The 20,967-nt window shown below is 68.2% G+C and carries 25 protein-coding genes; 9 read left to right on the forward strand and 16 right to left on the reverse strand.

Annotated features, from left to right (window positions below):
* The first annotated feature begins 237 nt into the window (after positions 1–237).
* Entirely contained in the window at positions 238–1,416 is a 1,179-nt protein-coding gene (locus LT965_RS16095; RefSeq protein ID WP_232701876.1) for a tRNA sulfurtransferase, read from the forward strand.
* A complete protein-coding gene (locus LT965_RS16100; RefSeq protein WP_232701877.1) occupies positions 1,413–1,865 on the forward strand; it encodes a DUF5804 family protein in 453 nt (150 codons plus the stop codon). Before LT965_RS16095 ends, LT965_RS16100 begins: the two co-directional genes overlap by 4 nt.
* Here the strand turns inward: LT965_RS16100 and LT965_RS16105 are convergent.
* A complete protein-coding gene (locus LT965_RS16105) occupies positions 1,862–2,857 on the reverse strand; it encodes a PLP-dependent cysteine synthase family protein (protein ID WP_232701878.1) in 996 nt (331 codons plus the stop codon). The genes LT965_RS16100 and LT965_RS16105 overlap by 4 nt on opposite strands.
* A 61-nt stretch (positions 2,858–2,918) precedes the next feature.
* Complete coding sequence (locus LT965_RS16110) at positions 2,919–3,269, reverse strand: DUF4260 domain-containing protein (protein ID WP_232701879.1); 351 nt, start codon at positions 3,267–3,269, stop codon at positions 2,919–2,921.
* Between the two features lie 94 nt (positions 3,270–3,363).
* Here LT965_RS16110 and LT965_RS16115 point away from each other — a divergent pair, with 94 nt between their 5' ends.
* A complete protein-coding gene (locus LT965_RS16115; RefSeq protein ID WP_232701880.1) occupies positions 3,364–3,729 on the forward strand; it encodes a thioredoxin family protein in 366 nt (121 codons plus the stop codon).
* Here the strand turns inward: LT965_RS16115 and LT965_RS16120 are convergent.
* The gene (locus LT965_RS16120) at positions 3,719–5,893 is read right to left on the reverse strand and encodes a thioredoxin domain-containing protein (RefSeq protein ID WP_232701881.1); all 2,175 of its coding nucleotides are present in this window, start codon (positions 5,891–5,893) and stop codon (positions 3,719–3,721) included. The two genes, LT965_RS16115 and LT965_RS16120, sit on opposite strands and share 11 nt — an antisense overlap.
* A 148-nt stretch (positions 5,894–6,041) precedes the next feature.
* On the opposite strand from LT965_RS16120, the gene purD reads away from it, so the two are divergent.
* A complete protein-coding gene (gene purD, locus LT965_RS16125; RefSeq protein WP_232701882.1) occupies positions 6,042–7,328 on the forward strand; it encodes a phosphoribosylamine--glycine ligase in 1,287 nt (428 codons plus the stop codon).
* Positions 7,329–7,334: 6 nt separating this feature from the next.
* On the opposite strand, the gene LT965_RS16130 is transcribed toward purD, so the two are convergent.
* The 3 genes from LT965_RS16130 to LT965_RS16140 all read right to left on the reverse strand — a co-directional run bounded on the left by LT965_RS16130 (position 7,335) and on the right by LT965_RS16140 (position 9,223).
* Positions 7,335–7,964, reverse strand: a complete 630-nt coding sequence (locus tag LT965_RS16130) for a DUF2238 domain-containing protein (protein ID WP_232701883.1) — start codon at positions 7,962–7,964, stop codon at positions 7,335–7,337.
* Positions 7,965–7,969: 5 nt separating this feature from the next.
* Positions 7,970–8,548 carry a hypothetical protein gene (locus LT965_RS16135; RefSeq protein ID WP_232701884.1) on the reverse strand — a complete coding sequence of 193 codons (579 nt, stop codon included), beginning with the start codon at positions 8,546–8,548 and terminating at the stop codon, positions 7,970–7,972.
* A gap of 117 nt (positions 8,549–8,665) precedes the next feature.
* Positions 8,666–9,223: an Ntn hydrolase family protein gene (locus tag LT965_RS16140; RefSeq protein ID WP_232701885.1), complete on the reverse strand. Its 558-nt coding sequence runs from the start codon at positions 9,221–9,223 to the stop codon at positions 8,666–8,668.
* Positions 9,224–9,792: 569 nt separating this feature from the next.
* On the opposite strand from LT965_RS16140, the gene LT965_RS16145 reads away from it, so the two are divergent.
* Complete coding sequence (locus LT965_RS16145; protein WP_232701886.1) at positions 9,793–10,308, forward strand: DUF6789 family protein; 516 nt, start codon at positions 9,793–9,795, stop codon at positions 10,306–10,308.
* 3 nt (positions 10,309–10,311) lie between these two features.
* Here the strand turns inward: LT965_RS16145 and LT965_RS16150 are convergent, their stop codons facing one another.
* A complete protein-coding gene (locus tag LT965_RS16150) occupies positions 10,312–10,581 on the reverse strand; it encodes a hypothetical protein (RefSeq protein ID WP_232701887.1) in 270 nt (89 codons plus the stop codon).
* A gap of 163 nt (positions 10,582–10,744) precedes the next feature.
* Here LT965_RS16150 and LT965_RS16155 point away from each other — a divergent pair, with 163 nt between their 5' ends.
* Positions 10,745–11,101 (forward strand): four-helix bundle copper-binding protein, encoded by a 357-nt coding sequence (locus tag LT965_RS16155; RefSeq protein ID WP_232701888.1) that lies wholly within the window; start codon positions 10,745–10,747, stop codon positions 11,099–11,101.
* A gap of 84 nt (positions 11,102–11,185) precedes the next feature.
* Here the strand turns inward: LT965_RS16155 and LT965_RS16160 are convergent, their stop codons facing one another.
* From LT965_RS16160 to LT965_RS16175, 4 genes are all read right to left on the reverse strand, one after another.
* Positions 11,186–11,722 carry a DUF421 domain-containing protein gene (locus tag LT965_RS16160; protein WP_232701889.1) on the reverse strand — a complete coding sequence of 179 codons (537 nt, stop codon included), beginning with the start codon at positions 11,720–11,722 and terminating at the stop codon, positions 11,186–11,188.
* Positions 11,719–12,714: an ion channel gene (locus tag LT965_RS16165; protein ID WP_232701890.1), complete on the reverse strand. Its 996-nt coding sequence runs from the start codon at positions 12,712–12,714 to the stop codon at positions 11,719–11,721. The genes LT965_RS16160 and LT965_RS16165 overlap by 4 nt, the downstream gene beginning before the upstream one ends.
* Before the next feature lie 265 nt (positions 12,715–12,979).
* The gene (locus LT965_RS16170) at positions 12,980–14,083 is read right to left on the reverse strand and encodes a glutamate-cysteine ligase family protein (protein ID WP_232701891.1); all 1,104 of its coding nucleotides are present in this window, start codon (positions 14,081–14,083) and stop codon (positions 12,980–12,982) included.
* Between the two features lie 436 nt (positions 14,084–14,519).
* Entirely contained in the window at positions 14,520–15,260 is a 741-nt protein-coding gene (locus LT965_RS16175) for a helix-turn-helix domain-containing protein (protein ID WP_232701892.1), read from the reverse strand.
* A 306-nt stretch (positions 15,261–15,566) separates the two neighbouring features.
* On the opposite strand from LT965_RS16175, the gene LT965_RS16180 reads away from it, so the two are divergent.
* The 3 genes from LT965_RS16180 (at position 15,567) to LT965_RS16190 (ending at position 16,803) form a co-directional block, all read left to right on the forward strand.
* Complete coding sequence (locus LT965_RS16180) at positions 15,567–15,926, forward strand: DUF5789 family protein (RefSeq protein ID WP_232701893.1); 360 nt, start codon at positions 15,567–15,569, stop codon at positions 15,924–15,926.
* A gap of 115 nt (positions 15,927–16,041) precedes the next feature.
* Positions 16,042–16,287: a DUF8593 domain-containing protein gene (locus LT965_RS16185; RefSeq protein WP_232701894.1), complete on the forward strand. Its 246-nt coding sequence runs from the start codon at positions 16,042–16,044 to the stop codon at positions 16,285–16,287.
* 162 nt (positions 16,288–16,449) lie between these two features.
* Complete coding sequence (locus LT965_RS16190; RefSeq protein ID WP_232701895.1) at positions 16,450–16,803, forward strand: DUF7130 family rubredoxin-like protein; 354 nt, start codon at positions 16,450–16,452, stop codon at positions 16,801–16,803.
* Between the two features lie 34 nt (positions 16,804–16,837).
* Here the strand turns inward: LT965_RS16190 and LT965_RS16195 are convergent, their stop codons facing one another.
* From LT965_RS16195 to LT965_RS16215, 5 genes are all read right to left on the reverse strand, one after another.
* A complete protein-coding gene (locus LT965_RS16195) occupies positions 16,838–17,521 on the reverse strand; it encodes a PHP-associated domain-containing protein (RefSeq protein ID WP_232701896.1) in 684 nt (227 codons plus the stop codon).
* 49 nt (positions 17,522–17,570) lie between these two features.
* Complete coding sequence (locus tag LT965_RS16200; RefSeq protein ID WP_232701897.1) at positions 17,571–18,497, reverse strand: diacylglycerol/lipid kinase family protein; 927 nt, start codon at positions 18,495–18,497, stop codon at positions 17,571–17,573.
* Between the two features lie 340 nt (positions 18,498–18,837).
* Positions 18,838–19,665 carry a M14 family metallopeptidase gene (locus tag LT965_RS16205; protein WP_232701898.1) on the reverse strand — a complete coding sequence of 276 codons (828 nt, stop codon included), beginning with the start codon at positions 19,663–19,665 and terminating at the stop codon, positions 18,838–18,840.
* A gap of 103 nt (positions 19,666–19,768) precedes the next feature.
* Positions 19,769–19,999 carry a DUF1328 domain-containing protein gene (locus LT965_RS16210; RefSeq protein WP_232701899.1) on the reverse strand — a complete coding sequence of 77 codons (231 nt, stop codon included), beginning with the start codon at positions 19,997–19,999 and terminating at the stop codon, positions 19,769–19,771.
* Between the two features lie 61 nt (positions 20,000–20,060).
* Positions 20,061–20,951, reverse strand: a complete 891-nt coding sequence (locus tag LT965_RS16215) for a mechanosensitive ion channel family protein (protein ID WP_232701900.1) — start codon at positions 20,949–20,951, stop codon at positions 20,061–20,063.
* Positions 20,952–20,967 lie beyond the last annotated feature (16 nt).

Raw genomic sequence — 20,967 nt, forward strand, 5'->3', positions numbered from 1 at the left:
CGGATGCTAGCCTCCACCAGTAGCGTACCGCTCTTAACTCGTTGCTCGCGTAGATTCAAGTAGGAAGCCGGGACCAATCCGTCGCGTGACCTGAGTAGGAGTGCGAGTCCGGTCGAAGCGGGAGCGTGGCACGCCGGCTCGCAGCGACGTTTCGCCACCTGTACGCACACAGCCGAGGGGGCAGTCTGCCCACGAGAAGGCGATAGGCGTTTAATGCCGGGACGGCTTGCATCGACCATGCTACCACCCGGTGCGGACTCCGTGGTCGTCCGACACGGCGACGTGGGGGTGAAGTCGAGCCAGGTGCAGGCGAACATGGAGACGACGCTCCGGGAGAACCTCGTGGCGATGCTGGGTGCCCGTGGCGTTCCGGGGACCGTCGAGCGAGAGTGGGGTCGACTGCTCGTTCGTACGTCCGACCCAACTGCAGCAGCGGACGCTGCAGCGGATACGTTCGGTGTCGTGTCCGCCAGTCCCGCGGTCTCCGTAGCGCCGGAGATGGAGGCCATCACGGACGCGCTCGCCGACGCCGCCCGCGAACACTACGACGGCGGCGCGTTCGCGGTGGACGCACGCCGCGCCGGCGAACACGACTTCGACAGCCACGACGTCAACCGCGAGGGTGGGGACGCCGTCTGGCAGGCCGTCGAAGGCGAGTTCGACCCCGAAGTCGACCTCGACGACCCCGACCTGACGTTCTCCGTGGAGGTCCGCCAGGAGGAGGCGTTCGTCTTCCTCGAGACCCGCGACGGCCCGGGTGGGATGCCGCTCGGAACCCAGAAACCGCTGGTCGCGCTTGTCTCTGGCGGCATCGACTCGCCGGTCGCCGCGTGGGAGGCGATGAAACGCGGGTCGCCCGTCGTTCCGCTCTACCTCGACCTGGGACGGTTCGGCGGCCCCGACCACCGCGCTCGCGCCGAGGAGACCGCGCGGCGACTCGCCGAGTTCGCGCCTGGCGAGGACTACCGCCTGCGCGTCGCACCCGCCGGGGACGCCGTGCAGCGACTCACCGAGCGGACCGGCCGCACGCGGATGCTCTCCTACCGCCGATTCATGTACCGCGTCGCCGAGCACGTCGCCGAGGACGTCGGTGCCGTGGGAATCGTCACCGGCGAGGCGATGGGGCAGAAATCGAGTCAGACGGCAGCGAACTTCGCCGTGGTCGACGGGGCGACGGCCCTCCCGATTCACCGCCCACTGTTCTCACTCGACAAGCAGGAGATCATCGCCCGGGCCCGCGAGATCGGCACCTACCGCGACTCGACGCTCGACGTGGGCTGTAATCGGCTCGCACCGAGTCAGCCGCTGACCGCGGCGCCCGCCGAGAGCGTCCGGAAGGACGAACCAGACGACCTGTTCGAGTGGGCGCGTGAGGTCGCCGACGCCGTCGAACGGCCGGCGGAGGTGGAGGCGTGACCCGCGTCTGCATCGTCGGCAAGGACGACGTCGACGTCCGCCTCGACCTCTTCTCCTACGAGACGGCACGGAGGGCGCTGGCCACCTACGACGTGCGCTCGCCGTACGAGAACACGGTCGCCGTCGACACGGTGAGTCTGGGAGCCGCCGTCTCTCTGCTGAACGACCTGAACTGGTATCTCGTCCGCCTCGCCGACGAGGCGTTCGTTCTCGAACCGTCTATCTCGGAGACCGAGTGGCTCTCCCGGGACCTCGCGGCCGCAGTCAGAGACAGCGAGGTACGGGCGTCCGAGACGGACGCGCGCCTGAAGGTGTACGGCGTCGCGGACGGCGGACTCGTCGAACCGATGTACGTCACGCGGGTCCAAGGAGAGCGTCCCGACTACGACCTCCGGGACGTCGAGGAGACGGTCGTCGTTCGGGTCGCCGAGTCGGAGTTCCAGACCTAGTCGAAGACGCCCGCCGAGAGGTAGCGCTCCCCGGAGTCGGGGAAGACGGTGACGACGAGCGGGCAGTCGTCGTAGGGGTCGCCGCCGTCCGCGAGCGCGTCCTCGTCGACGTCGGCGTCCGCGAGGTCCTCGGCGTCGAAGCTGACCTCCGGGCAGTTGAGTTCCGGTTCGGCGATACGCTCGGCGACTCGCCACGCGGTGACGTAGGCGGCGCCGCTGGACTGCCCGACGAGGATCCCCTGTTCGCGCGCCAGTTCGCGGACCGCGGCCTCCGCGTCGGCGAGCGCGACGGTCTCCACGCGGTCGATGACGTCGCGGTCGACGAGGTCGCTGACGAACCCGGGCCCCATCCCCTGGTAGTCGTCGCTCCCCGACTCGCCGGTGGAGAGCACGGCGTTCGCCGCTGGCTCGACGGCGACGACCTCCATGTCGGGGAACTCCTCGAGGAGTCGCGTCGCCGTGCCGGTTATCGTCCCGCCCGTGCCGACGCCCGCGACGAACGCGTCGATCTCGCGGCCCTCGACCTGTTCGATGATCTCTTCGGCGGTCGTCCGGTAGTGCGCTCGCGGGTTCGCCGGGTTCTCGAACTGGGAGACGCGGAAGCCACCGACCGCCTCGGCGAGTTCGTCCGCGCGCTGGTTGGCGGTCGTCATGTCGCCGTCGACGAGTTCGAGGTCGGCACCGTACGCTCGCAGCAGTTGCTTGCGCTCTTCGGACATCGATTGGGGCATCACGATGGTGAGGTCGTAGCCGCGCGCCGCCGCGACGACGGCGAGCCCGATGCCGGTGTTGCCGCTGGTCGCCTCCACGAGGCGGTCGCCGGGCTGGACGAGGCCCTCGCGTTCCGCGGCCAGCACCATCTCGCGGGCCGGGCGGTCCTTCGCGGAGCCGCCGGGGTTGAACCCCTCCAGTTTGGCCGCGATGGTCGCGCCCTCGGGTGCCGGCACGCGGACGAGTGGCGACCCGATGGCGTCCAGTATGCTGTCCTTCATTGGTGAGAGCTACTCACTGGGAGAGTAAACATGTGGCGGGCAGTGGCAGGCGCTGCCGCCTCTACAGGCTACCGAGGTGGGTGTCTCCGAAGCCGGTCGGTTCCTTGAGCCCGTACCCCAGGGCGCGGTCCGCGCCGATGTGGGCTGCCCAGACGAGTCCGCCGAGGACTGCGAGTTCGACAGCGAACGCCAGTCCGGCACCGGCGAGCGCGAGCGGGCCGGCGTAGAGGTGGACCGCGTTGTACGTCCACGACCCGACGCGCGGCCCGGCGAGGTAGCCGACCATGCCGAGGTCCGGCAGGAGGACGAGCAGGAGGTAGAGCCACCACGCGCCGTCGAGTGCGACGAAACTGCCGGTAGCCGCGAGGAACACCGCTAGCCCTTCCAGGCGGAGGAGTCGAGTCGTCGCCATGGGAACGTGCACGCCGACTGACCGGATAGTCGTGTCGGGCGGCAACCACCGCGACGAGCGCGAGGCTTTTGCCGGGTCCACGCCAATCCGGGGTATGACACTGAACACGATGGAGCCGAACCCGACGTGGGGTGCCGACGCCTACCCGGAGGTCGTCGAAGCGTTCTCGGACCTCGACGACGACGCGGTCGTGCGGGTGTGGGGCGCGGACTGGTGTGGCGACTGCCGCTCGCAGCTCCCGGACTTCGCCGCGGCGCTCGAGGCGGCGGGCGTCGAGAACGTCGAGACGTACCCCGTCGAGCGCGAGGACGGGGAGAAAGTCGGTCCGCAGGTCGAAGCGTACGACGTCACGCTCATCCCGACCATCGTCGTCGAGCGCGACGGCGAAGAGGTCGCCCGGTTCGTCGAAGAAGAACCCACGAGCCCCGAGGTGTACCTCGCGGATCGGCTCAGCGACTGAACTCCGCGAGCCACTCCTCGATCTCTTCTGCCGAGGACAGCGGTGGCGAGCACGCGCGCCGACAGACGTAGGCGGTCGGGCCTTCGACGCTCTCCCGGTCGGCCCAGACGGGGGGTGCACCGTCGATTTCGAGGGAGTCGAGCCACTCGTCCAGTTCGCCGTCGGTCCGCGGTCGGCGACTCAACAGCCGGTCCGGCAGGTACGCGGTGCCGACCGTTCGCCGCCAGTCCTCGGGCAGCGAGTCCGCGGCGACCGTGACCTCGCGGTGGCCGACGGCGTGCGTGTCGGCGGCGAGGACGAGTGTCGGGTGGGCAGCGGGACTGCGCTGGACGCGCTCGCCGTACCGTTCGAGCATCGCCTCGGCTGCGTCCGCGTAGCCGGCGTCGGGGTCGATCGCGTCGAGTGCGAGTAGCGTCTCGGCGGCGACGCCCACTGGCGAGGGTGTCGGCCCGCCGTCGACCGCCTGCGAGCGCACGTCGACGTCCTGGACGGACGCCGGTGTCTGGTAGAGTGCGCCCGTCTCGTCGTCGTAACAGGCGTCAAGGAGGGCGTCCACCAGGTCGAGTGCGAACCCGAGGTGCGCGTGGTCGCCGGTCGCCTCGTAGGTCGCCAGCGCGCCGGCCGCGAGGTAGGCGTAGTCCTCAGCGTAGCCGACGCCAGCGACGTTCCCCTGGATGACCCGGCGCGCCAGACGCTCGCCGTCCCACAGTTCAGAGCGGACGTAGTCGACGGCGTCGGCCGCGCGCTCGGAGTAGGAGTCGCCTTCGTCGCTCGCACGCTCGTTCGCGTCGTCGAACGCGAGGCCAGCCTCCGCGTAGGCTCGCGCCATCAGTCCGTTCCAGCCGGCGAGCACCTTGTCGTCGCGGGCGGGCCGCGGGCGGTCGGCGCGTGCGGCGCGGAGTCTGGTCTCCGCGGCCGCGAGCAGGTCGGCTACCTCGTCCTCGGTGTAGTCGAACTCCGCAGCGAGTGCTTCGGGAGTGGCGGAGACGGTCAGCACGGTCTGGCCGTGCTCGAAGTTGCCGGCCTCGTCGACACCGTAGCGAGCGCAGAACAGGGCTGCGAGGTCGGCCGGGTCCGCGTCGGCGGGCGCCTCGTCGGCGTAGTCGGCGACCGCCTCGTCGACCTGTGCGGGCGTCCAGACGTAGAACGCGCCCTCCTCGCGCTCTCCCTCGGGGTCGTCCAACGGCGGACTGCGCGCGTCGAGCGTCGCGTAGAAGCCGCCATCCGGGTGGCCGAGTTCGCGGTCGACGAACGCCAGCGTTTCCGCGACGACGTCGGCGTAGCGCTCGTCGCCGAACACCCGGTAGCCGTCCACGTACGTCCGGGCGAGCGTGGCCTGGTCGTACAGCATCTTCTCGAAGTGCGGGACCGTCCAGTCGGCGTCCGTGCAGTAGCGGTGGAAACCCCCGCCGAGGTGGTCGTAGAGGCCGCCGCTTGCCATCGCGTCGAGTGCTTCGCGAGCGACGGTCCCGTACTGGTCGTCGGCGGACTCCTGAGCGCGGAGCATCGCGTCGACGCGACCCGCCTGCGGGAACTTCGGCGCGCGTCCGAAGCCGCCGTTGTCGCGGTCGGCAGTCCTAGCGAGCGCGTCAGCGGCGTCGTCGAGCGGACTGGACTCGCCGAGGTCCGCGGCGTCCGGGAGGTCCTCCAGTTCGCCCTTCGCCGCGCCGAGCCACTGCTCGGCGCGGTCCTCCAGGTCGTCGCGCTCGGTCTGCCAGGAGTCGGCCACGTCGTCGAGCAACTGCGTGAACCCTGGCTGGCCTCGCCTGGCCTCCTTCGGGAAGTACGTCCCCACGAAGAACGGCTTCCGGTCGGGCGTGAGGAACGCCGACAGCGGCCACCCGCCGCCGCCCCGGACGACCTGACAGACCTTCATGTACAGCGAGTCCACGTCCGGACGCTCCTCCCGGTCGACTTTCACCGGAACGAAGTGCTCGTTGAGTGCCTCGGCGACGTCGTCGTCGGAGAACGACTCCTCCTCCATCACGTGACACCAGTGGCACGCGGAGTAGCCGATAGAGAGGAAGATGGGGACGTCGCGCTCCTGTGCTGCCGCGAAGGCCGCCTCGTCCCACGGCTGCCAGTTGACGGGGTTGTCGGCGTGCTGGCGGAGGTAGGGGCTCGCCGCCTCGTCGAGTCGGTTTCGGCGCGTCGGGTCGGTCATGTGTGGTCGTCGGGGCTGCGAGCGGGTAAATCCCCGAGTACCGACACCGCTCTGGGCGGACCGGCCCGCAGCACGGTGTGCACGAACGAGCATACACGCGGCCAGTTGAAGGGCAAGGTTTACACTTGCTTGCTCACTCCGTTCGGGTATGACCGAACGCGTCCTGCTCGTCGGTGGCGGCGGCCGCGAGCACGCCATCGCCGACGCGCTGGCCCCCGACTGCGACCTCTACGCCTGCGCGAGCAACCGTAACCCCGGTATCGACCGCCTCGCTGAGGCGTTCCGGGCGCTCGACCCGAGTGACACCGACGCAGTAGTCGACTACGCCGAGGAAGTCGAGGCGACGCTCGTCGTCGTCGGCCCCGAAGGCCCACTCGCCGCGGGCGTCGTGGACGCGCTCGAAGACGCCGGCATCTACGCCTTCGGCCCGAAGCAGGCCGAGGCCCGCATCGAGACGGACAAGCCGTTCCAGCGGGAGTTCATGGCCGAGGCGGACGTCCCTGGACAGGCAGACTTCGAGACGTTCACCGACGCCGAGGCGGCCGCCGACTACGTCGAGACCGTCGCTGGCCACGTCGCCGTCAAGCCCGCCGGTCTCACCGGCGGCAAGGGTGTCCGCGTCACCGGCGACCAGGTGACGAAGGCGGAGGCCGCGGAGTACGTCCGTAGCGCGGGCCACGACGAGTGGGTCATCGAGGAGCGACTGGTCGGCGAGGAGATCACCGTCCAGGCGTTCGTCGCGAACGGGGAGTTCCGCGCGACTCCCGTAGCCCACGACCACGGCCGCGCCTACGAGGACGACGAGGGTCCGAACACGGGCGGTATGGGCAGCATCGCCGGTCCCGAAAAACTGCTGCCGTTCGTCACCGAGGCGGAGTACGAGGCCGCCCTCGAGACGATAGACGCGGTGGTCGAGGGACTCCCCGACTACCGCGGCATCCTCTACGGCCAGTTTATGCTCACCCCCGAGGGCCCGAAGGTCGTCGAGTTCAACGCGCGCTTCGGCGACCCGGAGGCGATGAACACGCTACCAGCAATGGAGACGCCGCTGCTCGACGTGCTCACCGCGGCGCGGGACGACGACCCGCTCCCCGACCTCGAGTTCGCCGATGTCGCGACCGTCTGCAAGTACGCCGTCCCCGAGGGCTACCCGACGAACCCGGAGGGCGGTGTCCGCCTCACCGTCGACGAGTCGTCGGTCGGTGACGCCCAGCTGTTCTACGCGAGCGTCGACGCGCGCGACGACGGCGTCTACACGACGACCTCGCGGTCGTTCGCCGTCGTCGGCACCGGCGACACGCTCGCGGAAGCGAACGCGGAGGCCGAGGCAGCACTCACCGACCTCCCCGAGGGCCTGCGGGTCCGCCACGACATCGGGAGCGAGGAACTGCTCCAGCGCCGCGTCGACCACCTCGCCGAACTGCGCGGCGAGTAGGGCGGCTCAGTCCTCCAGCAGGCGGCGACGGGCGAACGAGACGAGGCCGCCGAGGTAGCCCGTCCCGAAGGCGGCGACGATGAGCGCGCCGAGTGTGTTGAACACGAGGTCCGTGACGATGTCGTCGACTCCCTTCACGGCCAGTGGCGCTTCTGCGCCGAGCGAGCGTGCGAGCGCTCCCGAGGCGAACTCCAGCAACTCCCAGAAGACCCCCGCCGCCAGCACGAAGACGACGATGAAGACGGCCCGGAACTCGCCGGGGACGTCGATCTCCGGAGAGTGCTCCTCGAACGTCCGGAGTATCACGTAGCCGATGCTAGCGATCACGACCGCCGAGACGGTGTGGGCGACGCTGTCGTACCACGAGAACCAGTCGTAGGGTCCCAGCGAGCCGAACGTGTGGATGGAGATGGACAGCGTGACCCAGAGCGCGAGCAGCGGGTCCATCGAGTAGCCGTACTCGTGGCGGACCAGGGCGGGTAACAGCGTCACGCCGAGACCGAACGCCACGCCGAGTGCCAGCCCCAGCCGAACCGTGACGAGCGTGTAGAGGAGCAACAGGAGCAGTCCGGTCTGCATGATCAGGACCGCGATGCGCTGGGCGCCGTCGGGAAGTGTGAGTGAGCGGTGTCCCATTGGTGTCACTCGACGGTCGGTTCCTCGGCAGTTCCCGCCTCCTCGGCTCGTTTGAAGTACAGTTCGAAGGCGCCGCCGACGACGACCGCGACGACGGTGACGAAGACGAAGTCCCACTGGATGTCCGCCTGGCTCTGGACGTACTGGGTCCCCAGCCACTGGTCCGAGTAGTACTGGACGACGGTCCACAGTCCCTGGACCGCCATCGTCGTCAACGCTGCGAACGCGACCGCGAAGCGCCTGCTCATCTCCACGTCCGTGTACGTGTCCAGTTCGGCGACGCCGACGAGCGCGAGGCTGGCGACGGCGGTGTAGGCGGTGATCTCCTGGTGGATGCCGACCGCTCGCGCGGCCATCGCGGCGGCGCCGACGAACAGCACTGGCCACGGAACCAGCACCGTCCAGTCTCTGGTCGACAGGGTAGGGAGGGCGGCGACGAAGACGAAGACGACCGCGAACCCGCCCCAGAGGAGGGTCCCGAAGACGAAGCTCTCGACGGCCGCCAGCAGGACGACGCCGAGCAATCCCCACCCGAGGAGGGCGTTCGTCCGCGCACTGGGGTCCCGGAGACGACGTACCGACACACCGGACCTACGCGAGATTCGCGTAAAGGTATGGACTCCGTACTCGCCAGACGGGACGGCCGAAGGCGGCAGGAGCAGTCCGAGTCGGGCAACCGACGGACGGGAAGCGGCCGGCCGCTACTGCGTTCCAGTCGACGTGCTCTCACTGCTCGGGAGTTCGACCACGTCGACGTCGCCGCCGGTCTCGGGGTCTCTGTCCTGGGCGGCGCGCACCGTCTCCCGCGCGAGTTCGGCCGCGTCGACCAGTTCGGGTCCGACGTCGGCGTGCTCCAGTCGACCCAGCGCCACGGACGAACCGGTCCCCAGCGCTGCCTTCGCTGCCGAGACCGTGCTGCCGTCCTCACCAATCCGCTGGAACTTCGCCCGCCCCTCGCCGTCGTGAGCGGCGACGACAGCGGCGACGCCGAGACCCTCGGCGACGTCCGCGGCGATCTGTCCGAGGTTCGTGATGCCGACCTCGCGACCCGCCTCGACGTCGAGCTGTCGAAGCTCCGCTTCGATACGACGACCGAACTCGTCGACGTCGCCCTGGTCGCCGACCGCGCCGGCCACTGCCGCGTCGAACTCGAACAGTCGGCGGACGCGTTTGCTCGTCACGTCGCCGTCCTCGACGGCGAGTGTGTCGGCGGCGATCACGACGCCGTCCTCGGTTTCGACGGCGACGACGGTCCCCATCGACTCACCTCGGGGGGCGCCGGCTCATCGACGTCTCCAGCGGCGGAGGAGCCGCCGAACGGCCGTGGCCGCGACGACCCCGGCGACCATCCTGCCCGTGCGTCCGGTCAGACGTTTGCGGAGTCTGCCACCGCCCGATCCGCTGCTCGTCGTCTCGCTGGACGACGGCTCGCTGGACGACGACGCGCGGTCCTCACTGCGTCCCCTGGAACGCATCCGTCGGGAGATGGCGGCAGCGCCCAGGCCCGCGGCTGCGACGCCTAGCCCGAGGCGCCGCCGTCGGGAACCGCCGGACTCCGATTCGGACGACGGTTTCCCTCGTGCTCGTTCGCTCGACGTCGTTTCCTCCTCCGTGCTGCTCCTTGACGGGAGTAGGCTACTCATTGCACCCTCTCAGACGGCGGCGGCGAGTATAGTTATCCAGTGCTGTCCGTGGACAAGGCGTCGATTACGGGCACTGCTTCGGGTCCACCAGCACGCCGAGGTGGGGCACGCGGTCCCGAACGACTCTTAGAGGGCTTTGGTGTGCCGGGTGTGTGCCTATTCCGCTCACCGGAGTAGTACTGTCGATGGCACTGCTGTCACGACCACGGACGGACGAACGGGAGGAATCGTCGGAGGGTGGGTTGCTGCGGTCGGCCGGGAACGGCGCAGTCGGCGGCGCGCTGGCGACAGTCGTGATGACCGCCTACCGCATGCCGGTTGCCTCGTCGCTGCCGCCGACCGCCGAGTTCTGGGCGCAGTACGTCGCGGGCGGCGAGGCCGACGACCACCCGGTCCCCGCGCTCGTGCTACACCTGGGCTACGGTGCCACGGCGGGCGTCGCGTTCGGCGCCCTCTTCGGACCGTTCGAACGGCGCACGGACAGCGACGAGGCTCGCGAGACCGGCGGCGTCGTCCTCGGGACGCTGTACGCGCTGGCGCTCTCTCTATTCGGTGAACGGGTGGTTCTCCGCGGCCTCCTGGACGTCGACCTCGACGCCACGGAGTCGCTCATCTTCCACGTCGGCCACCTCGTCTACGGTCTCTCGCTGGGGTCGTGGGTCGCGTCGGAGTCGACGGTCGAGGACCTGGAGCTGCAGTGAGCGTCAGTTCTCGATCTTCTCGACGATCTCGTTGGCCTGCTCGCGGGCCTTCTCTTCGCCGACGTTCTTGGCGATGAGGACGGACTGGACCTCCCAGTCGTCGCTGCCCTCGCGTTTCCCGGTTCGGACCTCGCTCCCCTCCGAGACCGAGTCCGACGCGTTGTCCGCCCAGTCGGGCGTCCGGATCGTCTCGAAGTCGTCGGGGTCGCGGTACCTGACGTGGATGTACTCGTCCCCAGTCTCGACGGCCTCCGGGTCGGGGTGGTCTGCCATGTGTGAACGTAGGACTCGGAGCTGGAAAAGGCGTGTGGCAGCCCCAGCGAGGAGGTTCTGGCCGTCCGCGGTCCCACGGGCACGCGAACTCCCACAACCGCTTAACACACCCTGTATGGGCAAGCCGAACCGTGAACTTGCCGACCGGCGTACGTTCGTCTGCATGTCTCTCGCAGAAACCGTCGAGAAAATCGATAGACTGAGCGACGAACAGCGCGAGTGCATCGAGAACTGCAACGAGGCGGCAGAAGTCTGTGAGTGGTGCGCAGACGAGTGTCTCGGTGACGCGGATATGGAGGAGTGTGCCCGACTCTGTCGGGACGTCGCCGACCTCACCTCGCTGCACGCCCGGTTCATGGCACGGGGTTCGAACTACAGCAGCGACCTCGCGGGGATCTGCGCAGACTCTTGCGAAGCGTGTGCCGACGAGTGCGAACAGCACGACGCCGACCACTGCCAGCTCTGTGCGGAGGTCCTCCGGGAGTGCGCCGAGACCTGCCGGGAGATGGCGAGCGCGTAGGTCGAGGTCCAACCGTCGGACGGCTACCCGACGACGCCAGCAGTCGACGGACTCGCCGGCGGCGGCCCGTTCGACGGCGTAGAGTCACCGCGAGTCGAACGCCAGGTCCTCGTCGAGTCCCTCGCCGAACGCGGTCTCGTCGTCGACGGACTCGACGACGGAGAACTCTCCGCTCGACTCGAGCACGATCGCCTCGACTTCGGCGAGCGTGCTGTGGTCGTTCTTCCGCGCGGCCGTCACGAGTTCCGTCTCGGGTACGCGTTCGCGACGCATCGCGTCCCGGAGGAACTCCCCCCGGTAGTAGAGCAACACCGGCGGGTTCGTCACGACTCGTCCCACGAACGACCAGCGGACCGTCATCCGGGTGACGACGTACTGTAGCCCGACGAGTAACGCGAACGCCAGGAGTGCCTCGGCCAGCGAGACGCGCGACGCCGTGAGCGCGCGACCGAAGACGGAGCCCAGGGCGACGGTGATGATGAAGTCGAAGGCGTTCATGCTCGACAGCGTCCGACTCCCCGAGATGCGGAGCAGCGTCACGAGTGCGACGTACATCACGACGCCGACGACGACGATCCGGACCAGTGGCTGCCAGCCCCCGAAGAAGAAGTTGCTGCTCATCGTCGACGTGGGGGCCACTGCCAGGCGTCGCTGTGCACGAGGCCGAGCAGGTGGCGGCGTCGTTCGTCGAGGTCGCCGACGGCGGTCGCGAACTCGTCGTCGGAGACTGTCGGTACGTTCGCCTCCCGGACGCGGTCGAGGTCCGGCGGCGTCGGTGCGTCCTCGGAAGGGTCGATGAACGCCTCGTCGAGCGTCTCGAGGTAGTTCTCGGTGGCGCTCCTGGCGTTCTCGACGAGGGCCGTGTTCGGCTGGTCGCGCCCCGGGACACCGAACCGGAGGACGGTCAGCGCCTCGTCGAAGATTGCGACGGCCATCGCGGAGGACTGCGTAGCCTCCTCGCTGTGGTAGTAGTGGAGGATGGGGTAGGCCTTGTGCTGGGTGGCGAGCGTGTCGAGTTCGGACGCGAGGGAGTTCAACGGGAGGTGTAATCCGCGGAAGCCATCGTCCCACCCCGTGCCGACGACCGTCTCGCTGCGCTCGCCGAGTCCGGTCGTGCTGCTCGCGAACGACCGCTTCTCGGAGACGGCGCCGAGGACGGAGAGGACGTAGGAGACGCCCATCGTGACGAACAGCATCCCGCTGGCGGTCGTGAGCGCCGCGGCGATCTGCCAGGCGCCGTAGCCGGGGTAGAAGTCGCCGTTCCCCATCGTGAACATCGCGTACGCGACGAAGTAGATGCGACCGGTCCACGAGACCCCGCTCGCGTCGCGGGCGTTGACGAGCGCGTTCTCGCCGCTGGCGAACACCAGTGTCCAGCCACCCCAGATTCCCGCGACCCAGACGACGAGCGTCAGCGTCAGGATGAGCGGCCCGGCCAGACTCAGCGTCCGGGAGCGGTTGCTCCCCAGGCGCCTGAGTCCGCGCCACAGCCACGAGGTCAACCGGGAGGACAGCGGACCGGACCCGCCGTCGACCCAGAGCGTCGTCCAGAGGATGTCCACGACGGTGAGGACGAGCAACGCGACGCCCACGACGAGGTAGACCACGCTCATGGCTGGTGGCGTCTGCTCGTTCCACTCGTGGAGGCTGTCCAGAACACGCTGCTACCGTCCGTGGTGCCGGGTCGATAGTTCGTTCGACCGCTTCGGGCCGAGCAGTCCCCGTCGAACGCCCGCACCGGGAACCACGCTGCGCCCAGGCCGACCCGTCCGCGGCGTCGGGCTATCGCGTCCGGGCTGCTCGGACGGTAGTCGGTTCACATCACGCCGATACGTGACTGAGCGGGATAAGCGGCGGACTGGCGACTGCAAGCCCGACTCAGGCCTCTTCGACAGGGTTGGCGGTGGGCGGGTGGGGTGCCGTGAGCTTCGCCACGTCGGCCTCGAACCGGTGGGCCTGTTCGAGGCGCAACTGGCAAGCTTCGGTCTCGGTCAACGTCCCGGCGCCGCCCAGACGGAGCGACAGCGGTCGGTACGCCGAGCTGTCGAACCCCATTCGCCGCAGGTAGTTCTGCACCGGCGTCGGTCTGAGCCCGAAGTTGATGGCGACCCGACTCAGGTCGTACAGTTCGTCGAACTCCGGGACGCCGATTCGGTCGTCGAAGACGCCCGGACGACCGACCTCGACGGGTTTGTGCTCGGTCTGCTCGACGAGTTCGGCGACGTCGGTGGCGAGTCGGACGACTTCCGAGGGGAGCGCGGCGTCGGGTGCGCGCCACTCGACCGTCGGCTGGCAGCGCCGGAGTCGCACGGGGTTCAACACGGTGTTCTCCGGCTCGAAGTACTCCTCGACCGTCGCTGCCGAGACGCCACGGTCCTCGGCGATGGACTTGAACGCCTCGTACGCACTGTCCACGCGCTGTTGCCACTCCTCGACGGAGTCGGTGTACTCCCAGAGGTCACAGAACTGCCTGAACTCCGGGCCACACTGCTTCCGGTAGGCGTGAGCGCGCGAGGACGACCGGCCGCGCTGGCCGCAGTAGTACGGCGAGGAACTGGTCAGCGCGAGTGCCGGGTCGAGCGCGGTGAGGAGGTTGAGCTGACGGACGGTCTCGCCACGCTCGAAGTGGACGTGCGTCCCGGCGCAGTTCTTCGCGCTCTTGACGCCCCCGCCGTAGATCTGCTCGAACAGTTTCCCGCGTTCGTCGTGACACGCCACGTCCGCCTCCGTGAGCGGCGTTCCGAGCGGGACGAGCAGATTCCCGCCGGCGTGTGCGGCCCGGATGGCCGTCCGGAGCGTCTCCTGGAGGTCACGTCTGAGCGCTGCCTCGGACCCGCAGGGTTCCGTCTGAACTTCGAGAAGCGGCCCGACGAATTCGGGTTTGATTCGTTCGTGTTCGTCGGCGATCTGCCGACCGTCACATAGACAGCCGTCCTGGTCGACGACCCAGAGTTCAAGCTCGATCCCCGTTGTTACTGTCATTGTTGTAGGTTTCAGCCCCGAACGGCTACCGTTCACTGCTGGAGACGACGAACGTCTCTACAGTACTGAAGAGGAAGCGACCGGTTGTGCGCGTCCCTTTCGTCTGCAAACTCCTTATATCGGGACGCCTCTCCGTCGGGCGATTCGCCTCGGCGTCGCCGCCCGGACGACGGCTGTCCCGACCGGCCACCGCCCCGCGATGTCGTTGGCACAGTGGTGGGGCGACGCGCTCCACAGTGGCAGCGGAATCCCGACGACGACGGTAACTGACGAGTGAGGTTTCGTCGGCTACCAGCCGATACTCACGGAGTGGTAGGCGGGAGAACTCGGGGCTGTTCCTGGGGGAGAGACCGAGAGCCGTGCCTAGGGTCCCGTTACCTCGATACCGACCACCAGCAGGGTAGTGAGGGTTCAGCGGGCGGGCACGGAGGTGTCGTCACTTGACCTGGGCGAGTGGGAAGTCCGCGGAGACGACGTTCGTGATCATCACACGGTGGGCGCGGGAGAGGCGTTCGGAGAGTGCCTGGTGGGTGACGTCGAACTCGTCGGCGAGTTCCTCCAGCGTCACCTTCCGGGGGATGTCGTAGAACCCCTTCTGGAGCGCCGTCTCGAGGGTGACGTACTGCTTCTGGCTGAGTCCGTACTGTCGCGGGCGAACGGCGACGGTCGGGTCGTAGATCGACTCGATGTCGACGCGGAGCCCGCTGTCCCGGCAGTGGTGGTACCAGTCCTCCATCGACTCTCGCTCGGCGAACAGGACGCGGAAACACCACTTCCCGTCGAACGCCTGGGTTCGCAGCACCGTCCCGTGGTCCCAGAACATGTCGCGGAAGCGGTCCTCGGTGGGCTTCGCCCACTCGACCCGGTAGACGGACTCCTTCTCAAGCGTCGCGAGCGGCGAGACTCGTTCGACGGTCGAGTCCTCGCGGAGCGCCGGACCAATGTCCGCGTCTGTCCCCTCGAAGGCCAGCACCGGCATCACGGAGTTCGGCCCCGTAGTGACGGTTCGCATCACGTCGACCCTGGTCTCCGGGACGTCCGACAGGGTGTCCTCGAGTGCGAGCTGTTCGGCTGGAACGGCGATTTCGATGATAGATGTCATGTACGGAGCGATTCGCGTCGTGTCGGCTTCGACTGGACCGGCGACCGGACTGACGGACTCGCGTGCCACGGGCACGCTCCTGGCGGCGCTCGGCGAACGGTACTCCGTCTCGTGCCTCCCTGTGTCTCCATAGTTTCGTGCCCCTCTGCGGGGGGAGTGATAGCCGTGATAGCAACAATGTTATTTGGCCTGTATTGGGCGAAAGGAGCCGCTACGCCCCGGATTCAGCCGGATTTCGAACCGTGCCGAACTGGCCAGACCGACGCCGACGACAGGTAGGGTCCGTCTGCAAAGCGCGTGGCGCTGGCGGGACTGGAACTCTGAGACGCCCACGGGCGAACTGGCACAACACGCTTACCGCGCTTTGCCGTAGTTGGGTGCATGGCATCCGACGACGACGAACGGGAGTCCAGCACCTCCGGGAGCGACGTCAACCGCCAGCAGGGTGTCGAACTCGGCGAACTCGACGACGCCATCGCGGACCACGACTACCCGACCACGTCGACCGAGCTCGTCTCTGAGTACGGCGACTACGAGATCGACCTGCCGGGCGGCTCGCAGACCCTCGAGGAGGTTCTGGGCATCCTCGACCAGAACGACGAGCGCTTCGAGGAGCCCGAGGAGGCACGCCAGGCGATCTACAACCTGGTCGGGGCGGAAGCGGTCGGACGCGACCGGTACAGCGACCGCGGCGGCTCGACGCCGGACGAGGGAACGGACAGCCAGGACGAGTCGTTCTGAAGGATGGACGCCCTCCCGGAGCCGCGACGCGCTGCTGGCTCACCGACCCACCACATAAAGACCACGCAGTTGCAGCCCCCGGGGAAATGGGACGAGCAGCCCTAGGAGGTAGTGCATGGATTCGAACGTGACGATAACGGAAGCGGAGAAGGGCAAGAAAGTTGTCAACCAGCACGGCGACTCCATCGGTCGCGTCGTCGAGGTGGACAACGGGACCGCTCACGTCGATCCGGATCCGGACATCACGGACACGATCATGTCGAAGATCGGCTGGAGCAGCGACGACGAGGGCACCTACGCGCTCGAACCCCACGCCATCGACAGGATCACCGACGACGAGGTCCGCCTCGACCTGCAGTAACGACCGCGACCCCACGACGGTCCTTTTTGTCAGCGCAGCTCGCGTCCCGTCGATGCCACAGGTCCGACGTCACCAGCGCCTGCGCTCGCGAACCCCCGACTGCAACCAACGCGCAGCCAGACCGACAGAGGGTTGATATGTACAGGACTGCTACGTCGTAGCATGGGAGACTCGGGAGACGATCCACCTGAGACCGTCAGTATCGAGTCGGGCGACACGGTGTACGACGACGACGGCCACGTCCTCGGCATCGTCGACGAGTTCACCGACGAGGGGTTCGGCGTCGAAGTCATCGAGGCCGGACCGGACGTGGAGATGGCCGAAGCACACGCCGAGAAGACGGACCACGGCGACGAGGACGAGGAGGACATCCCGGGCAAGGAGTTCGGCGAGGGCTACCTCATGTGGCGCTGCGAGGACTGCGGTGAGATGGGGGACCTCGACGACGGCATCCCCGAAGAGTGTCCGAACTGCGGCGCGCCGAAAGAGCACATCCACATGGCCCAGGAGGACTGACCGCGAGCACCCCCACTCTTCTCCGGGACGGCCGTCATTTACGAATCTCTCGTGACCGCTCCAGCGAGCGCCGCTTGTACCGGTGGATGTGCCGGTAGGCCGTCCGGAGCAGTCGCTGCGTGGGGCCGTTCCGCACTCTCGGCTCGACCCGGCCGTCCCGAATCGCGTCGACCACCGACTCGGGAGTCAACGTGTCCGCGTCGATGCGGGTGTACGCCCGCCCGGCCTCGAACGGGAAGTGGGCGTCGCTGCCCGCGACCACCGGGAGGCCGAGTTCGTCGCCGAGTTCCCGTATCTGTTCGGCGTTCTGCGGGTGTTTCCCACTGATTTCGACGGCGTCGAAGTCGGCCCCGCTCTCGTGGATGCTGCCGTGGCGGTAGGGGTGGGGGATAATGGCGGCGCAGTCCGCCGCGTGCGCGAGTTCGACCACCGCCCGGGGCGTGAGTTCGCCCGGTGGCGTCCGCGACGGCGGGTCGGGACCCACGACGAGCACGTGCCCGTCGGTCGTCGACACCTCGATGCCGGGGATGAACACCGGCGTCGTCGAGATGGCTCCGACGTCGGTGTAGTAGTCGTGGTTCGTCAGGGCGACACCGTCCATCCCCTGCAACCGGCTGGCCAGCGCCAGCAGGTTCGCGCCGAGCGGGTCGTAGCGCGTCGGCTCCCCCGCGGACCAGTGGAAGAAGCGAGTGTGTGCGTGGAGGTCTACGTCGAACATCCGAGCACCTCCGTGTGGGTCGTGGCCGGACCCGGAACTGCGCTCGGAGTCATCGTCGGTCCGGGTCGGGGTCGTACCCCGCTCCCACGGCTACCTCGAGTGTTCCCGGGTCGGTGTACACCGACAGCGAGCGGTCCTGGACGATCTCGCCGTCGAGACTGAACCGCGTGGACTCCGAGTTCTGGAGCGCGATCTCGAGCGCCGGGGCCTGGAATCTGGTGACGTGGGGGGAGTCCCGTCCGAACAGCGTGCCCGCGACGGCCTCGCCCATCAGGTCGAGCGTCGACACGTCCTCGACGACGGTCACGTCGAAGCGACCGTCTTCGACGTTCGCCTGACTGTCCTCGCCCGGAACGAACCGGCGGGCGTTCCCGACCAGCACGATCGCGGCGTCGCCCTCCCAGGCGGTCGTCTCCCGCCCGTTCTCGTAGACGTCCACGGAGAGGGGCAGCGAGTCGAACTGGCGGACCGAGCGCAACGTGGTGAGGACGTACGCGAGGACGCCGAGACGCTCTTTCATCTCGTCGGAGGTCTCGCCGCTCGACTCCGCGGTCAACCCCGCGACACAGGAGTTCACGAACAGGTGGTCGTCCGTCCGTCCGAGGTCGATGCGGCGTCGCTCGCCGTTCTCCAGGACGTCGAAGGCGTCGTCGATGCCGGTGACGTCGACGTTCCCGGCAAAGTTGTTCCCGGTCCCCGCCGGGATCACGCCGAGTGTCACCCTGTCGAGGGCGTCCGCGTCGTCGATGCCGCGCACTACCTCGTTGATGGTCCCGTCGCCGCCGGCCGCGACGACAGTCGACGCGCCGGCCGCCGCTGCCTCCCGTGCGAATTCGACAGCCTGTCCCTCCGCCGACGTCTCCCGTAGCGCGTACCCTCGTAGCTCCGCTCTGCTACGAATCGCGTCCACGTGCTGTCCGTTCCCGCTGTTCGGATTGACGATGACGACCGTCTCCGGTGAGTCGGTAGCTGACATAGTGTGTACACTGCCCCCGTCTCCCAGTGACCGGCCAGCAACGGAACAGACCCACTGCTCGCACGGGACTGGGAGCGTTCCTGCTGTGAGCGCTCCCCCACGGAGTCGCCTCTACCCACCCGTCGACTGCCGCGTGCTTTGTTATAGACGACGTACGAGCCAGGCAGATTCCGGAGCGTCGCGTGCACGAATCGCCGGGTCTATCGGCGTCTTCGGCACGGGTCCACCGTCGTCTTCGGCAGTGCCCGAGCCGCGGGCCCAACTGCAGTCCGGGGACGTTGCGAGAACGCCGAGCGAAACCGGGCACCGACGGCGGCGGTTCGGCCTCGGCGTCCGGCACTCAGGCCTTGAGCCAGGATTGCTTCACTTCTTCGAGCGAGTCGCCGAGCTTCCGGCCCTTGTATCCGAAGATGTCCGGGTAGCCACACTCGGACATCAGGATGGGGTAGAACGGCTCGTCTGCGACCAGGTCCTCCCCGTCGACAGCTGCGAACACCGTCCCCTCGGGGACGTACTCGAAGTTCCTGACGTAGAGGTCGCCGACGGCGCCGGGTGCTTTGGGGACGGCCTCCGTCATGTGGAAGAAGTCCGGGTTGCCGCGAGGCGGGTCGCCCGGCAGCGCGCCGACGCGCTGGAGAAACGCCCTGGCCTGTCGTTCGGCAGCCTCGGCCGCCTCGTCGGTCCCCTGGATGCCGACCTCGATCTCCACGAGACAGCCACACGTCGTGATCGTCCCCTCGTACACGCCCGAGTGGTCGACGACGTGAGGGAGTGGTAGCTCCGCGACGAGGTCGTACTCCGAGGGCTGTGAACGGTGGACGAGTCCGAACGGCTCCGGATGGGAGTGCGTGCCGTGTATCGACATCGTCGTGAGTTCCGCGACCCTGTCGCAGACCTCCGCGGCGATTCGCTGCTCCCGGTCGCCGTCCGGGTCGCCGGGGAACACGCGGTTGAGGTCCGAGTCGAGGAAGCGCTGGCCAGCCTCGACCGCGGCCGGGTTGGCGACGACGAACATGACGCCTCGCTGGAGGTCGAGGTCGGCGTCCCGGAGGCGACGCACCGCGTGAACACCACCCGGTTCGTCGCCGTGAACACCGCCGATCACTGCGACCTCTGGCTCGCCCGGACCCGCTACCGTCACGTCCGGTGGGACGTACTCGTCGCTCATCGTGCGAACTTCGGTACGGAGACGGGTGAACGCTTCGCCGCCGGTGTCCAGTGGCGGAACCGGCGTCGAGAACCAGTCGTCGCTGGAACGCCGGCCAGCCGTGTCAGAGGAAGAACGTGACCACGGCCAGCACCACGAAGATGATGATGAGCCACTTGGCGATGTCCATGCTCAGCCCGGCGATTCCTCGCGAACCGAGGACCGCGGCGACGAGCGCGAGGATGAGGAAGAACACCGCCAGCGAGATGAGGTCTCCCCCGAACTGGAGCGGCGTTAGCTGACCGAACTGCGCGACTGTTCCCGCTTCCACCAGGGCTGCCGGTGTGAACGCCATGCGAAGACGAACGTCGTACGAACACTTAGTTAACTGATGCATAGATTCCCGGGGTAGAGAGTCACTCGGGCCCCTCGACAGTTATCCGGCCACTGAGCAGGTGTTCCGGCGCCGGACTGATCGTGATCTCCTCGTCCTCCAGACGGGCTCTGAGTGCTCGTGCGTACGCCGACCGGATGTCGACGACGTCCCCCGGACGCGGGCGCTCTACCCAGTAGTGGACGCGGACGACGACGACGCCGTCCTCGAACTCGTCGACGTAGGCGCTCGGCGGTGGGTCGTCGAGGACCTCCTCGAGGCCCGCCGCGACCGCGGTGACGTGGCGGATGACGTCGGCCACGTCCTCCTCGTAATCGACGGTGACGCGCTCGACGATCCGGTGTTTGGCCCGACCGTACGGGCGAACGATAGCGTCACTCGTCAGCGCCGTGTTCGGCACCGTGACGAGTTCCCCGTTCAGCGTCTCGATGCGGGTCGCCCGGAGCTGGATCGACTGGACGGTGCCCTGGTAGTCGTTCCACTCGATGTAGTTGCCGACGCTGAACTCGGGGTCGAAGACGAGCACGAGTCCGCTGACGAGCGACCCGATGACCGACTGGGCAGCGACCCCGATGGCGAGCGTCGCCGCGGCGACGACGACCGCCGAGTCGCCGAGGATGTGTCCGTACCCCGCGACCACTGCCCCGACGAGCGAGGCGACGACGAGGACGACGAGACGGACGTACCGGGTAATCGCTTCCTGGATGGTGGGGTCGTTGCGGTTCCGGCGGCGGACAATCCGGGCGAGGAGCGGTTCGACGACGACCCAGCCGACGACGGCGACGACGACGAAACCCAGGAGGAACCACGCGATCTGGACGACGAGCGGCACCAGCTCGACCAGTTCGTCCGGACCGCTGCCTGGGGTGGTCGTCGCGGGCTCTGGGACGAGGCGGTGGCCGAGAACGGACATGTACGGTGCCCTGCTC

Source organism: Halobacterium wangiae (assembly GCF_021249345.1).
Taxonomy (GTDB): Archaea; Halobacteriota; Halobacteria; order Halobacteriales; family Halobacteriaceae; genus Halobacterium; species Halobacterium wangiae.